Consider the following 15,473-nt stretch of genomic DNA (forward strand, 5'->3'; position numbering starts at 1 on the left):
AAGCGGGGGGTATGCCCCGCATCATCCGCACCGCTACGCTCGCATCATGGCACACCTCGTTGTTCCCGGCGCATCGCTCTACTACGAGACGGCTGGGCACATCTCGGCCCCCGCCCTGCTGCTCCTGCATGCGGGAATCGCGCACCTGCGCATGTGGGATCTCCAGGTGGCGGCCCTTGCTGCGCACCACTACGTCATCCGCTTCGACGCTCGAGGTTTTGGGCGTACCGAGGCCGAAGACAAGCCGTTTTCGAATCGAGCGGATGCCCTCGCCCTGCTCGATCACCTCGGCGTGGACCGCGCGACCCTGGTCGGGTGCGACCGAGGGGGGACGATCGCCCTCGACCTGGCCGTGGCCCACCCGGAGCGCGTCGCCGGGCTCGTCACGATCGGCGCCGGACCGAGCGGTTTCCCTGAAGTTGAGCTGTCAGAGGCCGAGGACACCATCTTCGATTCGCTGGATGCGGCGTTCAACGCCAAGGACCCCGAAGGGATCTCTCGCCTGGAGGTGCTGCTCTGGGCGGTCGGTCCGCTTCGCCGGGAGAACGACCTCGACCCCTCGTTCCTCCAGTCCGCCTATGCCATGAACCTCGACAACGCAGCACACTTCGATGAGCACCCGTTCCCGCAACCGCTCGATCCGCCGGCCGCCGACCGGGTGGTCGAGATCATGGTGCCGGCCCTGGTGACCGTGGGTGAATTCGACCTCACTCCCGCCCTCGCCGAGTACGAGTACCTGCTTGAGGTGATGCCGCAGGCGAGCGGATGCACGTTCCGCGACGCCGCCCACCTGCCGAGCGTCGAGCATCCGAAGGAATTCCAGAGCGTTCTCGTGAGCTGGCTGGCCCAAAACGGTCTCTGACCGCCGCTGCCTGCGACACCTGTTGCCGAAACGGACGATTATGCCTGGAGCACCAGGCAGCATTGTCCGATTGGGGAACAGGTACGGCTAGTCGAGCTCGACAGCGTCGGGCGCGAGAGATTCGCGACCGACCCAGTCGTTCATCGAGCGGTACACGCCGAATCCGCTGGCCACCTTGTCCCAGACCGGCAGGGGCAGGGTGCCGCGCAGCGCCCGGGCGAGCGCCACCGTCCACGGCATCATCAGCATGGGTTTACCGGCCAGCATCGCCCGCCAGACCCGCTCGACCACATATTCCGGGGTCATCAGCGGGGTGAGCAGCGGCCCGCGGGCACCGTCGAACATGCCGGTGGAGACGTAGCTTGGGCACACCGTTGTCACCTTCACCTGGCCGAAGCCCTGCTGCTCCAGCTCGAGGCGCAAGGAATCGCTCCAGCCGATGAGCGCCGCCTTAGAGGCCGCGTAGACGCTCATACGCGGGTTGGACAGCGTTCCGGCGGCCGACGCGATGTTGACGATGCGGGCCTCCCGAGCGCCGTTGGTCATCATGTGCGGCAGGAATTCGCGCGCAATGTACATGGGGGCGAGCGCGTTCACCTTCATGGTGGGGCGAATGTCGTCGCCGTTGTCGTGCTCCCAGAAGAACTTGCCCCGCACGATCCCGGCGTTGCTGATCACGATGTCGGGGTCACCCACTTCCGTGCGCACCCGCTGTGCGGCCTGGGCGATGGCACCAAGGTCGGCAATGTCCACCACGAAGGGTGAAATGAGCGTGCCTTTCTCGGCACGCTCGGCCAGCAGCGATGCCGCGGTGGCGAGAGCGGTCGCGTCGTTATCCCACAGGATCACGGCCCTGGCCCCCTCGGCCACTGCTCGTTCGGCGTATAACCGCCCCATTCCCCGGGCCGCACCGGTAATCAACACGCGTGCTCCAGCAACCGTTCGACTCATGTACCCATCATTGCAACTTCTGGACCCGTTCTGGCGTCCGAACTGTTACGTTCGGTGGCGAATTTCGCACGAGACGGCGCTCGGTTTCTCGCGCGTCACCATATGGCGCCCAGCATCGACACCCGCATCCGGCCTGTTGCGCGCTCAGACAACGGATGCCGCGGGCGGCGCGCACGTTGCCTGGCTAAGCGAACATCAAAACCAAGCCGAAAATACCGGATGCGACGCCCACCAGAATCAGAAGGAGCCCGGTCAGGCGCAGGGCACGGCCATCGTGACTCGGGTCGTCGGTGCGGCAACGGTCCGGCGAGCGCGGCCGGAACCACACCGGAATGTCGTCCCCGGGCAGCAGCCCGTGGGACTCGTGGGTGTTCTGCTGACCAGCGTGCACGTCGCCCTGGCCGTCGAACCATCGGATGACCGAGCCGGTTTTGGAGACGGCGATCACGCCATCCGCTTTCACCCATCGATGACTCACCATGCGCACAATCAGCCCCATGATCAGAAGCGGAATCCCGGCCACGAAGCCCACTAGGGTGAGAATCTCCGTGATGACGCCGGCGGTTGAGTGCAGGTCCAATTCATCCGCCATTCGTCGTCAATAATCCCGTGGGTAAATGTTATCGGCTGTGCGGGGGTCTCCGGGAACGGATCTCCAGTGCCCGGCGCCGAGCGACGTGCCTGTGGCTACGTTTTTCCGCGCCGTGCAGCAGCCAGGTCGCCCCCGGGTGGGATAATTCAGAGCAGACGACCGCTTGGGCCGTTCGACCCCGGGAGCCAACGCAATGCCCAGCACCACGCACGCAACCACCGACGCGCCACGCATCCAGTGGGAGGAGGCTGGCACCGCGCACTCCGCCCTCTGGCGCTCCGACAGCGGCTGGGCCGCGCCCACACGCGTGGTCGTCGTCGACGATACCCTCACCGCCGATGCTGCGTACCGCCTCGCTTCCTCGGGCACGGGCATGTTGTGGCGGGGTGACTTTCACAATGCCCGCCAACTGCTGAGCGCACTCGCCCGCCGGGTCGAACGCGGGCAGCGGATGCGAGACCGCGACCTGACCGCGGCCTTCCGCCGGCACCGCACCGAGGCGCTGCGTCGGGCCCACCTGCTCGGGCTTCTGCTCGTTCCGCTCGACACCGACCTTCGCATTCCACTGCGTCGGGCACCCAACGTTCGCCAGGCCTGCCTCGAGGTGTATGGCCCGAAGGCTCCGGCCTCTGTCGTTTCCCTGCGTGAAGTCATGGGCGTCATCGGCGCGCACGAGTGGCGCACCAAGGGAGTGGAGATCGAGGCGCTCGGAGCTCGCATCCACCCGCACTACGGCGTGTTCTCCCCCGTGCGCGGCGAATACCTCGACCTGGTGGCGTCCGCGCCGCTGCCCGGTACCGGGCTCGCCTTCGACATCGGCGCCGGAACGGGCGTGCTCTCCGCGATCCTGGCCCAGCGCGGCGTTTCGCGCATTGTGGCCACCGACCAGGACGCCCGCGCCCTGGTCTGCGCCCGCGAGAATATTGCCGCACTCGGATTTTCCTCGAGCGTCGACGTGGTCGAGGCCGATCTATTTCCGGCTGGGCGCGCCGACCTCGTGGTGTGCAACCCGCCGTGGATTCCCGCGGCAGCGACAACGTCCACCGACTTCGCCGTGTACGACCCGAACAGCCGCATGCTGCGCGGCTTTCTCGCGGGACTCGCCGATCACCTCGAACCAAACGGCGAGGGATGGCTCATCCTCTCCGACATTGCGGAGCGCCTCGGACTGCGATCACGGGCGGAGCTGCTCGACCTCATCGAAGACGCGGGACTCGCGGTCGTGGCTCGCCTCGACACTCGCCCGAAGCATCCGCGTGCCTCCGACCCCACCGACCCGCTGCATGCCGCACGTGCGGCCGAGGTCACGTCGCTCTGGCGCCTCAAAATCGCGGCCTGACCCGAGGAGCACGTTGTGACGGCGGAACTTCAGGCCCCATCCGGGCGTTCGGCGAGGCTCGACGCCCTGCCGTTCACCCGGGAGCACCGCAAACTGCTGGTGGGCTCGGGGGCCGGCTGGGCGCTCGACGCCATGGACGTCGGCCTCATTTCCTTCGTACTCGCCCAACTGGCCGTGCAGTGGCAGGCCACCAGCACCGAGCTCTCGCTCATCGCCTCGGCCGGCTTCGTGGGCATGGCCATCGGCGCAGGCCTCGGCGGGCTGCTCGCCGACCGCATTGGCCGGCGCCAGGTCTTCGCACTCACCCTGCTGATCTACGGCCTCGCGACCGGGGCGTCAGCGCTCTCTGGCGGGGTCGCTGTTCTCATCGCCTGGCGATTCGTGGTGGGTCTCGGTCTCGGCGCGGAACTCCCCGTGGCGTCAACGCTTGTGAGCGAATTCGCGCCGCCGAAGATTCGCGGGCGCATCATCGTGATTCTTGAGTCCTTCTGGGCTGTGGGCTGGACCCTCGCGGCCGTGATCGGCTTTCTCGTGGTGCCGGCCTCAGCGGATGGCTGGCGCTGGGCGCTGTTCATCGGCGCCATTCCCGCGGTCTATGCCGTGGTCGTGCGCCTGGGCCTGCCCGAATCCGTGCGGTTCCTCGAGTCGAGGGGCCGTCACGACGAGGCGGAAGCCACCGTGCGACGCTTCGAGAAGTCGGCCGGGGTCGCGACGCCGACGGCCGAGATCGCGGCACTGCCTCCCGTCCCTCTCGCCGCGGCGAAACCGCGCGTTTCGGTGCTGTGGTCTCCCGGACTTCGTCGACGCACCGGCGCCCTCTGGCTGGTGTGGTTCTGCGTCAACTTCTCCTACTACGGCGCCTTCATCTGGCTGCCGACGATCCTGGTGGCGTCGGGGTTCTCGCTCGTGCGGTCCTTCGCGTACACGCTCATCATCACCGTGGCGCAGCTGCCGGGCTACGCCGCGTCGGCATGGCTCGTTGAACGCTGGGGACGCCGCCGCACGCTCGCCGTGTTCCTCGTCGGATCCGCGGTCTCGGCCGTGCTCTTCGGCCTCGCCGGAGACACGAGCCAGGTGATCGGGGCCGGCATGCTGCTGTCGTTCTTCAACCTCGGTGCCTGGGGCGCGCTCTACGCCGTGACCCCCGAGATCTACCCCACGAGCATTCGTGCCACCGGGGCGGGGTGGGCGGCCGGGATCGGCAGGATCGCAGCGATTCTGGCGCCACTTGCGGTTCCCCTGCTGCGGGATGTGGGCGGCGTCGGCCTGCTGTTTACGGTGTTCGCCGCCTTCTTCGTCGTGGCTGCCCTCGGCGCCCTCGGCCTTCCCGAAAAGCAGGGCGTGGCCCTCGAGGACTAGAGGATGTCGACCGCGAGGCCGCCGGTCCCGCTACCGCCGCCGTGCGCGATTGGTCGATGTGCTTCCCCGGCTCCCGCAGCATCCAGCCAACGGCCTTGTGCATGAGCGGTTCACGGTCGCCCAGCAGCCGTGTCGCCAGCTCAAGCGTCGTGCTCGCGTCGCCGCGCATGATGAGGCCGAGGCTGCCCACCATGGCCACCCGCCGGCGCCAGAGCGCCTCGCTGCCGGCCAGCTCGAACATCACGTCGCGCGGCCGGTCACACAGCTACGTTCCGAGCAGCGTGGGCACCGAGCAGTCCACGAGGTCCCAATTGTTCACCCGCCCCGCCGCACAGCGGCGAGGTAGGCTGTCGCCAGGCGGGTGCGAGCCTCTACATCGCGGGCGGCCGGCTTGCTCGCCTTCTCGAACTGCGCCACCAGGATGAGCAGGCCGGTCAGTCAATGTTCGTGCACCTCGCTCTCGAGCAACACGTCGATCTCGGCCTGGGGCAGCGCCGCGAAGGCCTTTACGCTGGTGCCCACGACCGGGACCTTGAGCCCGAGGAAAACGTCACCGTCCGCGTACTGGACCGGCCCTGTCTGGAAGAACCGCGCCACGCCCTCCGCGAATTCCGGATCGGCCAGGCCGCCCAGTGGCCCTTTCACCGCGCACGCCGTGAGTGAAGCAGGGAAGGTTCGCGCAGCATCCGTCATGTGCGCGCCCTCACCCGCCGGGGGCCGGTGGGGCTCCGGTCAGGAGCGCCCCGAACCCAGCGTCGCCAGCAGGCGGTCCTCGGCGTCATGGCCCGGCGCGATGCCGGCAGGAATGCGCAGGAAGAAGAAGACGCCGCCGACCCACCACAGCCCGAACAACAGCCAGGGTTCGAACGACAGCGCTGCGGGCATGCCCGGCAGGTACAGGCTCAGTAGCGCCAGGCAGAGGGCCACGGCCGCGACGCCGATCACGATTCCGCCGTTGCCCTTGCCGCCGATGCGCAGCGGGCGGTCCATCTGGGGTTCGCGGCGACGCAACACCACGAAGGCGACAGCCACCAGGATGTACGCCAGGACGATGCTCGGGGCACCGGAATCGACGAGCCAGCCCAGCATCTGGGTGCCGAAGAACGGGGCGAGGAACGACAACGCGCCAATGAAGAGGAGCGCATTGGTAGGCGTGCGGAACTTCGGGTGCAGCACGCCGAACCATGCCGGGAGCATGCCGGAGCGGGCCATTGAGAACATGAGACGGGATGCGCCGAGCAGCAGCGAGTTCCACGAGGTGAGAATTCCCGCGATTCCGCCGGCAATGAGCACCTTGGCCATGACGTCGGTGCCGAACAGTGCACCCATGGCATCCGCGGTCGCGATGTCGGTCTGGCCGATATCGGCCGCACTCATCGACGACGACGTGGTCAGCACGATCATGACGTACCAGATGGTCGCCAGGATCACGGCGACGACAACGAGCTTGCCGATCTGGCGCGGCTCCACATCGACCTCTTCGGCGGACTGCGGGATCACGTCGAAGCCGACGAACAGGAACGGCACGACGACGAGCACGGCGAAGAACCCGCCCATACCACCGGTGAAGAACGGCTCCATGTGCGTGGCCGATCCGCCGGTGAACGAACCGAACACGAGCATCGCGCCGATGATCAGCAAGAAGAGGACGACAAAAGTCTGTACGACCCCGGCCAGTTTCACGCCGCGAATGTTGATGCCCGTGATCACGACGGCCGCGATGGCTCCGACCAGCGCCCAGGTCAGGTAGACCTGTTCACCGGCGATCTGCCACAGCGGAATCTGGCTCAGATTCGGAAACAGGTACCCGGCGGTGCGTGGCAGGGCTACGGCTTCGAAGGCGACGATGGTGACGTAGCCTCCGGTGATCGCCCACGATCCGACGAACGACCAGCGCGGGCCCATGGCCCGAAGCAGGAAGTTGTGTTCGCCGCCGGCCTTCGGCATGGCTGCGGTGAGTTCGGCGTAGGTGAGGCCCACGATGCACATGATGATTCCGCCGGCGATCATGGCCGCGACGGCGCCCATCGTGCCGGCTTCGTTGATCCAGCCGCCCGTCAGGACCACCCAGCCGAAGCCGATCATGGCCCCGAATCCGAGCGCGAGCGCGTCTCGATTTCCTAATACTTTGAGAAGCGAATGATCAGTTTTGTGGCTCTGCATGGCAGGCATGTCTCCCAAATGTCTCGACTCGCACTCGACGCTGAGTGGACCTCGCCTTCGACGAATCACTCGGGTCGCCGACTGCGTTATTAGTGATCACTCTGCCATAGTCACTGCCGCACTCTGCCGCGGGCACAGCGTGTCATGCAAACTGCCTATTTTCCACGTAACGCCCGCAGCAGGCAGCGGCAGCGGTGATTCTCAGCGCGCAGGGACGTCCGCGCGCAATTACTGCGAGAAAATTGCAACAAAACGCCGCCTTTCCCTCGATACGCTTATGACTTGCGCGCTTGCTGCGCTCACAGTCGCAACCGCGGCGCTTCAGAGGACGGGAGGTTCCCATGTCGATGTCAGTAAAAGAAACGCACGCTCAAAATGCGCTGGTCGGTGAGCCCGAGGTTCTCGAAGATGCTCGCGTCACCGAACTGGCCGAGCACCCGGCCTGGTTGCGTCTCAAGGCCGCCGCGACCGCGCTGCAGGCAGTGCAGACGCAAGACGGTTCGGTTGCCGATACGTCGCTGCACACGGATGCCGCGGCATCCGTTGCCCTGCTCACCGGTGCCATCCAGCAGCTCGCGCCGCTCTTTGCCCACGACGTCGCCTACCTCGACGCGCTCGTGGTGGACTTCGAGCGTTGGGTGGCCGAAGGATTCGGTGTGCCCGACTTCTACGACGCCCTCATGCAGTTCCAGCCGCAGCAGGATCGCATCGACGGCCTCGCGCACCTCGTGGTCTTCCCGATGTACACGCAGAACGGCAGCACCAACCGGCTCGTCGAAGCGGTGCTGATCGAGGTGATCTGGCCGCGTTTCATTGCCGAGCTCGAGGAGGGGTACACGAACAAGCTGTTCGTTCCCATTCGTTTTCTCGACTTCACGCCCGGATACGACACGAACTCCGCTGTGCTGTTTCCCGAAACGGTTGCGATGCGGGAGATCCCGACGTTCACGTGGGGCGCGATCTTTGCCGATCGCGAAGCCGCGAGATTCCGTCGGGTCGTGCGCGCAGCATCCGAGATCACCCGCCTCGATCTTCCCGCAGAAGCGCTCGGCCTGCTGAATGACCAGCACCTCACCGAAGAAACCTTCGTGATGTGGGACCTCATCCACGACCGAACCCACATGCGCGGTGACCTGCCGTTCGATCCGTTCATGATCAAGCAGCGCATGCCGTTCTTCCTGTATTCCCTGGAGGAATTGCGCTGCGACCTCACCGCGTTCCGCGAGTCGGTCACCATCGAACGCAGCGAACTCGCCAGCCCGGAGGCTCGCAAGCATGCCAAGCTCGTGCAGTACGCCGTGATCTTCGACCGCATCTTTCGGTTTGCGATCACGGGCAGCCGGGTGCGCAACTATGACGGTCTCGGCGGACAGTTGCTCTTTGCGTGGATGCACCAGCATCACGTGCTGCACTGGACAAACACGCGTCTCACGTTCGACTGGGACGCCGTTCCCGACGTGGTCATCGCTCTGGGCAAGCAGATCGACGAGCTGTACTGGGCGTCGATTGACCGACCGAAGAAGGCGCACTGGCTCGCCGCGTACGCCATGATCTCCGAGACGCTCACCCCCAACCCGGCCTCGGTCTGGGCCAACGGGCTGCCGCGGGAGGTACTCGCGGGGGCACCCAAGGGGTACACCGACGCCGTCCTGGACGATGAGTTCCCCCTGTCGATGTTCTTCGAGGCCCTCGAGAAGAAGATGAAGACGATCATCGCATCAACGGCGGGCATCACCGCTCATGACTAGCGCCGTCGCTGGACGCACCGTGCTCATCGCCGGTGCGTCCAGCGCGGCCGGCCGTGCCGCCTGTGCCGCACTCACGGATGCCGGCGCTCGCGTCGTCGCTGTCGGATCCAATCTCGAACGGCTGCAGACCGTCGCCGCCGAGGCCCGATTCGTGTGTGATCTCGCGGACTACGCGGCCGTCACCAACCTCGTTTCGCTCGTGCATGCCGACGTCGGCCGCATCGACGGTCTCATCCACCTCGTGGGCGGCTGGCGAGGCGGCGGCGGTCTGATCGGACAGACCGACGACGACTGGGACTTCCTGCAGGCGCACGTCGTGACCACGCTGCGCAATACCACCCGGGCGTTCAACGCCGACCTTCTCGGCTCGCCAGCCGGCCGGCTCGCCATCGTCTCCTCCGTGTCGGTCAACCGGCCAACCCCCGGCGGCGCGAATTACTCGACAGCCAAGGCTGCCGCCGAAACCTGGGTGCGCGCGGTCGGTTACGGCTTCGCCAAGGCCGAATCGAACTCTGCAGCGATCATCTTCGTCGTGAAAGCGCTCGAGGGACTCGAGAGGGAGCTGGCATCACGTGTGGTCGGGCTGTGGGACGAGCCCGCGGCATCCGTCAACGATACGCGGGTCACCCTCACCACCTGACCCGGCTGGTAGCCTGCACAGCACGGTCAACGAAGAGGTGGTCATGCTCGACATCAGGGCTGTCAGCAAGCGCTACGGTAGCAAACCCGTACTCACCGATGTGAGCTTCACCGTGGTGGACGGCCGTATGACCGGCTTCGTCGGTGCCAATGGTGCCGGCAAGACCACCACGATGCGCATTATCCTCGGCGTGCTCACCCCCGACACCGGCACCGTACTCATCGATGGCGCGCCCGTGACCGCCGGCGACCGACGCCGTTTCGGCTACATGCCCGAGGAACGCGGCCTCTATCCCAAGATGAAGCTGGGAGAACAGCTCGTCTACCTGGCCCGGTTGCACGGCCTGAGTACGGCATCCGCTCGTCAGAACAGCAGCACCCTCCTGGAGCGACTCGGTCTGGCCGAGCGGACCGGTGACCTGGTGCAAGCGCTGTCCCTCGGCAACCAGCAGCGGGCACAGATCGCGGCGGCCCTCGTGCACGACCCCGAGTTCCTCGTTCTCGACGAGCCATTCTCCGGGCTGGACCCGATTGCCGTCGAAACGGTGATGACCGTGCTCACCGACTACGCCGCGAGCGGCGCGCCCGTGCTCTTCTCCTCCCACCAGCTCGACATCGTCGAGCGCCTCTGTGACGACCTGGTCATCATCGCCGACGGCCGGATCCGCGCGAACGGCTCCCGCGAGGGGCTCCGCCAACGATTCAGCCGCCCCCGGTTCGAGATTCGTTCTCCCGGCGACACGGCCTGGGTCGGCACGCTGCCCGGCATCACCCTCGTGGAGACGGCGCCCGGCCTGGCCATTTTCGAAGCAGAAACGGATGCCGCCAGCCAGGGCGTTCTGCGACACGCACTCGAACGGGGACCGGTTGACTCGTTCAGCCAGCAGCGCCCGAGTCTCGCCTCAATTTTCAGGGAGGTTGTGCAGTGAACGCGAACCGTCCGGTGCACACGGCGCCAACGTTCGGGCACAGCGTCTGGCTCGTTTCTACCCGAGAGATCGTGGCACGGTTACGGAGCAAATCCTTCCTGATCTCGACGTCCATCCTGCTGCTGATCTCCGTGGCCTCCGTCGTTGTGGGCAGCATCGCGGCCCAGAACACGATGCTCCCGCGGGTGGCCGTGGTGGGTGTCGTTGGTCAGAACATCCCGCAGCTCAAAGCTTTCACCCTCATACCGGCCGACAGTGTGGCCGAGGCGGAGACCCTCGTACGCGACGGGCGGGTGGATGCCGCGATTGCGCCCGCTTCCACCGACACGTCTCCCCTGGGGCTCTCCGTCACCGCCCTCTCGGAGCCGCCGGCGGCGATCATGGCTGCCCTCAGCGTTGCGCCAACGGTGCGGCTGCTCGAGCCGCCTGCGCGGGACACTCGCCTCGCCTACCTTGTGGCCATCGGCTTCGGTCTCGTCTTTCTCATGTCGTCCGTGACGTTCGGGTCCACGATCGCCCAGAGCGTGGTGGAGGAGAAGCAGACGCGCATCGTGGAGATCCTGATGTCGACGATCCCGGTTCGAGCGCTCCTCGCGGGGAAGGTCGCCGGCAACAGCATCATGGCATTCGGCCAGATCGTGGCCATTGGCCTGCTCGTGTCGATCGGACTGGCCACCACCGGGCAACAGGCGCTGCTGTCGGGCATCGGACCCTCAATCGTGTGGTTTGCCGTTTTCTTCGCGTTCGGCTTCGTGCTGCTCGCCTCGCTGTATGCTGCCACGGCCTCCCTCGTGTCCCGCCAGGAAGATGTGGGATCGGCAACATCACCGGTCATGATCCTCGTGATGATCCCGTACTTCCTGGTGATCCTCTTCAACAACAATCCCACGGTACTGGCCGTCATGTCCTACATTCCGTTTTCGGCGCCCGTGGGGATGCCCATGCGCATCTTCCTGGGGTCCGCGGCCTGGTGGGAGCCGCTCGTGGCGCTCGTGATTCTCGTGCTGACCACGGCAGCGGTGATTGCGGCGGGGTCACGTGTCTACGCCCACGCTCTGCTGCGCATGGGCGCGCGGGTTCCGCTGCGGGAAGCGTTGCGGCGCGGATCGGAGCGTTAACGCAGAAAGGCCGCCCCGTGGGGCGGCCTTTCTGGTCTTGCTAAGCGAAGTCCGGCGGTGTCCTACTCTCCCACAGGGTCCCCCCTGCAGTACCATCGGCGCAAAGAGTCTTAGCTTCCGGGTTCGGAATGTGACCGGGCGTTTCCCTCTTGCTATGGCCGCCGAAACACTGGGTGACGCACGAGGCGTCAAGCATTTCGAACAGTCGTTGCTTCGTTCTTCCAGTCTACAGGAACCCGGGGCCCTGCCTGACCGGTGGTGGGGGCCCGTTCGGCCTGCCGGGGTGTTAACGCAAGAAAGCCACCCCGTGGGGTGGCTTTCTGCGTGTTGCTAAGTTAAGTCCGGCGGTGTCCTACTCTCCCACAGGGTCCCCCCTGCAGTACCATCGGCGCAAAGAGTCTTAGCTTCCGGGTTCGGAATGTGACCGGGCGTTTCCCTCTTGCTATAGCCGCCGAAACACTTGGTGATGCGTGTTTCGAACCTATATTTTTTAGTTATAGACCCCTGCAATGTTTATTAGACACCGTGGGGTGTTGTTCTCGACCGTACATCGAGAACCACATAGTGGACGCTAAAGCAGCTTCTTCAAACTGAGTGTTATCAAATTATCGGCTTATTAGTACCGGTCAGCTTCATGGGTCTTTAGTCCCCACTTCCACATCCGGCCTATCAACGCAGTAGTCTAGCTGCGAGCCTCTCCCCCTAAGGGATGGAAATCTCATCTCGAAGCCGGCTTCCCGCTTAGATGCTTTCAGCGGTTATCCGTTCCGAACGTAGCTAATCAGCGGTGCTCCTGGCGGAACAACTGACACACCAGAGGTTCGTCCATCCCGGTCCTCTCGTACTAGGGATAGATCTTCTCAAATTTCCTGCGCGCGCAGCGGATAGGGACCGAACTGTCTCACGACGTTCTAAACCCAGCTCGCGTACCGCTTTAATGGGCGAACAGCCCAACCCTTGGGACCTACTCCAGCCCCAGGATGCGACGAGCCGACATCGAGGTGCCAAACCATGCCGTCGATATGGACTCTTGGGCAAGATCAGCCTGTTATCCCCGAGGTACCTTTTATCCGTTGAGCGACAGCGCTTCCACAAGCCACTGCCGGATCACTAGTCCCGACTTTCGTCCCTGCTCGACGTGTCAGTCTCACAGTCAAGCTCCCTTGTGCACTTACACTCGACACCTGATTACCAACCAGGTTGAGGGAACCTTTGGGCGCCTCCGTTACTTTTTAGGAGGCAACCGCCCCAGTTAAACTACCCACCAGGCACTGTCCCTGAACCGGATCACGGTTCGAAGTTAGGTATCCAATATGACCAGAGTGGTATTTCAACGATGACTCCACCTGAACTAGCGTCCAAGCTTCACAGTCTCCCACCTATCCTACACAAGCCACACCGAACACCAATACCAAGCTGTAGTAAAGGTCACGGGGTCTTTCCGTCCTGCTGCGCGTAACGAGCATCTTTACTCGTAATGCAATTTCGCCGAGTTCGCGGTTGAGACAGCTGGGAAGTCGTTACGCCATTCGTGCAGGTCGGAACTTACCCGACAAGGAATTTCGCTACCTTAGGATGGTTATAGTTACCACCGCCGTTTACTGGGGCTTAAATTCTCAGCTTCGCCTTGCGGCTAACCGTTCCTCTTAACCTTCCAGCACCGGGCAGGCGTCAGTCCGTATACATCGTCTTGCGACTTAGCACGGACCTGTGTTTTTAGTAAACAGTCGCTTCCCACTGGTCTCTGCGGCCTTCGAACGCTCCCGGAGCAAGTCCGTTCACGCCTCAGGCCCCCCTTCTCCCGAAGTTACGGGGGCATTTTGCCGAGTTCCTTAACCACGATTCTCTCGATCTCCTTAGTATTCTCTACCTGATCACCTGAGTCGGTTTGGGGTACGGGTGACTAAAACCTCGCGTCGATGCTTTTCTTGGCAGCATAGGATCACTGATTTCGCCCTTACGGGCTACCCATCGGGTCTCAGGCTATATGAACGACGGATTTGCCTATCGTTCGCCCTACATCCTTAGACCGGGACAACCATCGCCCGGCTCAGCTACCTTCCTGCGTCACACCTGTTAATACGCTAACCGCACCAGTGTCGGGTCGTACGCTAGGCCCCTGGCCTCACCCCGAAGGGATTAGCTAGAGGATTCAGATACTTAGCATTACTGGATTAGCTTGGGCGGTTTTTCGTCAGTACGGGAATATCAACCCGTTGTCCATCGACTACGCCTGTCGGCCTCGCCTTAGGTCCCGACTTACCCAGGGCGGATTAGCCTGGCCCTGGAACCCTTGATCTTTCGGAGGACGGGTTTCTCACCCGTCTTTCGCTACTCATGCCTGCATTCTCACTCGTGTAGCCTCCACGGCTGGTTTACACCGCCGCTTCGCTGGCCACACGACGCTCTCCTACCCATCAACACGGCTGAACCAACCACACAAGGTGGCGGCTTACCAAAAATATCAATGCCACAACTTCGGTGGCGTGCTTGAGCCCCGTTACATTGTCGGCGCGGAATCACTTGACCAGTGAGCTATTACGCACTCTTTCAAGGGTGGCTGCTTCTAAGCCAACCTCCTGGTTGTCTGCGCAACTCCACATCCTTTCCCACTTAGCACGCGCTTTGGGACCTTAGTTGGTGGTCTGGGTTGTTTCCCTCTCGACGATGAAGCTTATCCCCCACCGTCTCACTGCTGCGCTCTCACTTACCGGCATTCGGAGTTTGGCTGACGTCAGTAAGCTTTTGGGCCCCATCGGCCATCCAGTAGCTCTACCTCCGGCAAGAAACACGCAACGCTGCACCTAAATGCATTTCGGAGAGAACCAGCTATCACGAAGTTTGATTGGCCTTTCACCCCTATCCACAGCTCATCCCCTCCATTTTCAACTGAAGTGGGTTCGGTCCTCCACGACGTCTTACCGTCGCTTCAACCTGGCCATGGATAGATCACTTCGCTTCGGGTCTAGGACATGCGACTGAATCGCCCTATTCAGACTCGCTTTCGCTACGCATTCCCCTCTCGGGTTAAGCTCGCCACATATCACTAACTCGCAGGCTCATTCTTCAAAAGGCACGCTGTCACCAGAATCAGACTGGCTCCAACGGTTTGTAAGCAAACGGTTTCAGGTACTATTTCACTCCCCTCCCGGGGTACTTTTCACCTTTCCCTCACGGTACTTGTTCACTATCGGTCATGTAGGAGTATTTAGGCTTATCAGGTGGTCCTGACGGATTCACACGGGATTTCTCGGGCCCCGTGCTACTTGGGATACTCTTCGGGTGATTACTGCATTTCGACTACGGGGTTCGCACCCTCTATGACCAGGCTTTCAATCCTGTTCGTCTATACAACGCTCTAACCCTTGCCATTCGGTAGAATCGGCTGAAAAGTCCCACAACCCCGACCATGCAACGCCTACCGGCTATCACACATGATCGGTTTAGCCTCATCCGGGTTCGCTCGCCACTACTAACGGAATCACTATTGTTTTCTCTTCCTGTGGGTACTGAGATGTTTCACTTCCCCACGTTCCCTCTACCCGCCCTATATATTCAGGCGGGAGTCACCAGGTCACCTTACGGGCCTGGCGGGGTTTCCCCATTCGGAAATCCTCGGATCACAGTTCGTTTATCAACTCCCCGAGGCTTATCGCAGATTACTACGTCCTTCTTCGGCTCTACATGCCAAGGCATTCACCGTTTGCTCTTAAAAATTTGAAATCACATGAGTTTGAATCGATTAAGTATCACCACTCGAAAGTGATGATCGA

Annotated in this window: 12 protein-coding genes and 3 rRNA genes; 7 read left to right on the forward strand and 8 right to left on the reverse strand. The window is 63.3% G+C overall.

The window, feature by feature from the left end; all coding sequences use genetic code 11:
- The first annotated feature begins 46 nt into the window (after positions 1-46).
- Positions 47-862 carry an alpha/beta fold hydrolase gene (locus EDD25_RS08870; protein WP_166671249.1) on the forward strand — a complete coding sequence of 272 codons (816 nt, stop codon included), beginning with the start codon at positions 47-49 and terminating at the stop codon, positions 860-862.
- Between the two features lie 87 nt (positions 863-949).
- Here EDD25_RS08870 and EDD25_RS08875 read toward each other — a convergent pair whose 3' ends face one another.
- Complete coding sequence (locus EDD25_RS08875) at positions 950-1,813, reverse strand: SDR family oxidoreductase (protein WP_134172955.1); 864 nt, start codon at positions 1,811-1,813, stop codon at positions 950-952.
- A 184-nt stretch (positions 1,814-1,997) separates the two neighbouring features.
- Entirely contained in the window at positions 1,998-2,405 is a 408-nt protein-coding gene (locus tag EDD25_RS08880) for a sortase (RefSeq protein WP_134172956.1), read from the reverse strand.
- Positions 2,406-2,598: 193 nt separating this feature from the next.
- On the opposite strand from EDD25_RS08880, the gene EDD25_RS08885 reads away from it, so the two are divergent.
- On the forward strand, positions 2,599-3,744 hold the full coding sequence (locus EDD25_RS08885) for a methyltransferase (RefSeq protein ID WP_134172957.1): 1,146 nt from the start codon (positions 2,599-2,601) through the stop codon (positions 3,742-3,744).
- Between the two features lie 15 nt (positions 3,745-3,759).
- Positions 3,760-5,103, forward strand: coding sequence for an MFS transporter (locus EDD25_RS08890; RefSeq protein ID WP_134172958.1), 1,344 nt, complete (start codon positions 3,760-3,762; stop codon positions 5,101-5,103).
- On the opposite strand, the gene EDD25_RS18370 is transcribed toward EDD25_RS08890, so the two are convergent.
- The 3 genes from EDD25_RS18370 to EDD25_RS08905 all read right to left on the reverse strand — a co-directional run bounded on the left by EDD25_RS18370 (position 5,018) and on the right by EDD25_RS08905 (position 7,275).
- Positions 5,018-5,344, reverse strand: coding sequence for a DNA alkylation repair protein (locus tag EDD25_RS18370; RefSeq protein ID WP_422386800.1), 327 nt, complete (start codon positions 5,342-5,344; stop codon positions 5,018-5,020). The genes EDD25_RS08890 and EDD25_RS18370 overlap by 86 nt on opposite strands.
- A 197-nt stretch (positions 5,345-5,541) precedes the next feature.
- The gene (locus EDD25_RS08900; protein WP_134172960.1) at positions 5,542-5,796 is read right to left on the reverse strand and encodes a DNA alkylation repair protein; all 255 of its coding nucleotides are present in this window, start codon (positions 5,794-5,796) and stop codon (positions 5,542-5,544) included.
- Positions 5,797-5,835: 39 nt separating this feature from the next.
- Complete coding sequence (locus EDD25_RS08905) at positions 5,836-7,275, reverse strand: APC family permease (protein ID WP_134172961.1); 1,440 nt, start codon at positions 7,273-7,275, stop codon at positions 5,836-5,838.
- Positions 7,276-7,607: 332 nt separating this feature from the next.
- Here EDD25_RS08905 and EDD25_RS08910 point away from each other — a divergent pair, with 332 nt between their 5' ends.
- From EDD25_RS08910 to EDD25_RS08925, 4 genes are read left to right on the forward strand one after another with little or no spacing between them, the layout of a single operon-like run.
- The gene (locus tag EDD25_RS08910) at positions 7,608-9,014 is read left to right on the forward strand and encodes a DUF6421 family protein (RefSeq protein WP_134172962.1); all 1,407 of its coding nucleotides are present in this window, start codon (positions 7,608-7,610) and stop codon (positions 9,012-9,014) included.
- A complete protein-coding gene (locus tag EDD25_RS08915; protein WP_134172963.1) occupies positions 9,007-9,654 on the forward strand; it encodes an SDR family NAD(P)-dependent oxidoreductase in 648 nt (215 codons plus the stop codon). Before EDD25_RS08910 ends, EDD25_RS08915 begins: the two co-directional genes overlap by 8 nt.
- 43 nt (positions 9,655-9,697) lie before the next feature.
- Entirely contained in the window at positions 9,698-10,582 is an 885-nt protein-coding gene (locus tag EDD25_RS08920; protein WP_134172964.1) for an ABC transporter ATP-binding protein, read from the forward strand.
- Positions 10,579-11,700: an ABC transporter permease gene (locus tag EDD25_RS08925; protein ID WP_175183016.1), complete on the forward strand. Its 1,122-nt coding sequence runs from the start codon at positions 10,579-10,581 to the stop codon at positions 11,698-11,700. The genes EDD25_RS08920 and EDD25_RS08925 overlap by 4 nt, the downstream gene beginning before the upstream one ends.
- Positions 11,701-11,749: 49 nt before the next feature.
- On the opposite strand, the gene rrf (EDD25_RS08930) is transcribed toward EDD25_RS08925, so the two are convergent.
- The 3 genes from rrf (EDD25_RS08930) to EDD25_RS08940 all read right to left on the reverse strand — a co-directional run bounded on the left by rrf (EDD25_RS08930) (position 11,750) and on the right by EDD25_RS08940 (position 15,423).
- Positions 11,750-11,866: ribosomal RNA gene (rrf, locus tag EDD25_RS08930) — 5S ribosomal RNA — on the reverse strand.
- Positions 11,867-12,039: 173 nt separating this feature from the next.
- Positions 12,040-12,156 (reverse strand): 5S ribosomal RNA (gene rrf, locus EDD25_RS08935).
- Positions 12,157-12,296: 140 nt separating this feature from the next.
- Positions 12,297-15,423 (reverse strand): 23S ribosomal RNA (locus EDD25_RS08940).
- Positions 15,424-15,473 lie beyond the last annotated feature (50 nt).

The sequence above is a fragment of the Cryobacterium psychrophilum genome, from assembly GCF_004365915.1.
Taxonomy (GTDB): Bacteria; Actinomycetota; Actinomycetes; order Actinomycetales; family Microbacteriaceae; genus Cryobacterium; species Cryobacterium psychrophilum.

Coding starts and splice junctions, on each gene's coding strand:
- EDD25_RS08875 (WP_134172955.1), bottom strand. CDS start 1,813: ATGAGTCGAACGGTTGCTGGAGCACGCGTGTTGATTACCGGTGCGGCC.
- EDD25_RS08920 (WP_134172964.1), top strand. CDS start 9,698: ATGCTCGACATCAGGGCTGTCAGCAAGCGCTACGGTAGCAAACCCGTA.
- EDD25_RS08915 (WP_134172963.1), top strand. CDS start 9,007: ATGACTAGCGCCGTCGCTGGACGCACCGTGCTCATCGCCGGTGCGTCC.
- EDD25_RS08900 (WP_134172960.1), bottom strand. CDS start 5,796: ATGACGGATGCTGCGCGAACCTTCCCTGCTTCACTCACGGCGTGCGCG.
- EDD25_RS08905 (WP_134172961.1), bottom strand. CDS start 7,275: ATGCCTGCCATGCAGAGCCACAAAACTGATCATTCGCTTCTCAAAGTA.
- EDD25_RS08910 (WP_134172962.1), top strand. CDS start 7,608: ATGTCGATGTCAGTAAAAGAAACGCACGCTCAAAATGCGCTGGTCGGT.
- EDD25_RS08880 (WP_134172956.1), bottom strand. CDS start 2,405: ATGGCGGATGAATTGGACCTGCACTCAACCGCCGGCGTCATCACGGAG.
- EDD25_RS18370 (WP_422386800.1), bottom strand. CDS start 5,344: ATGTTCGAGCTGGCCGGCAGCGAGGCGCTCTGGCGCCGGCGGGTGGCC.
- EDD25_RS08885 (WP_134172957.1), top strand. CDS start 2,599: ATGCCCAGCACCACGCACGCAACCACCGACGCGCCACGCATCCAGTGG.
- EDD25_RS08870 (WP_166671249.1), top strand. CDS start 47: ATGGCACACCTCGTTGTTCCCGGCGCATCGCTCTACTACGAGACGGCT.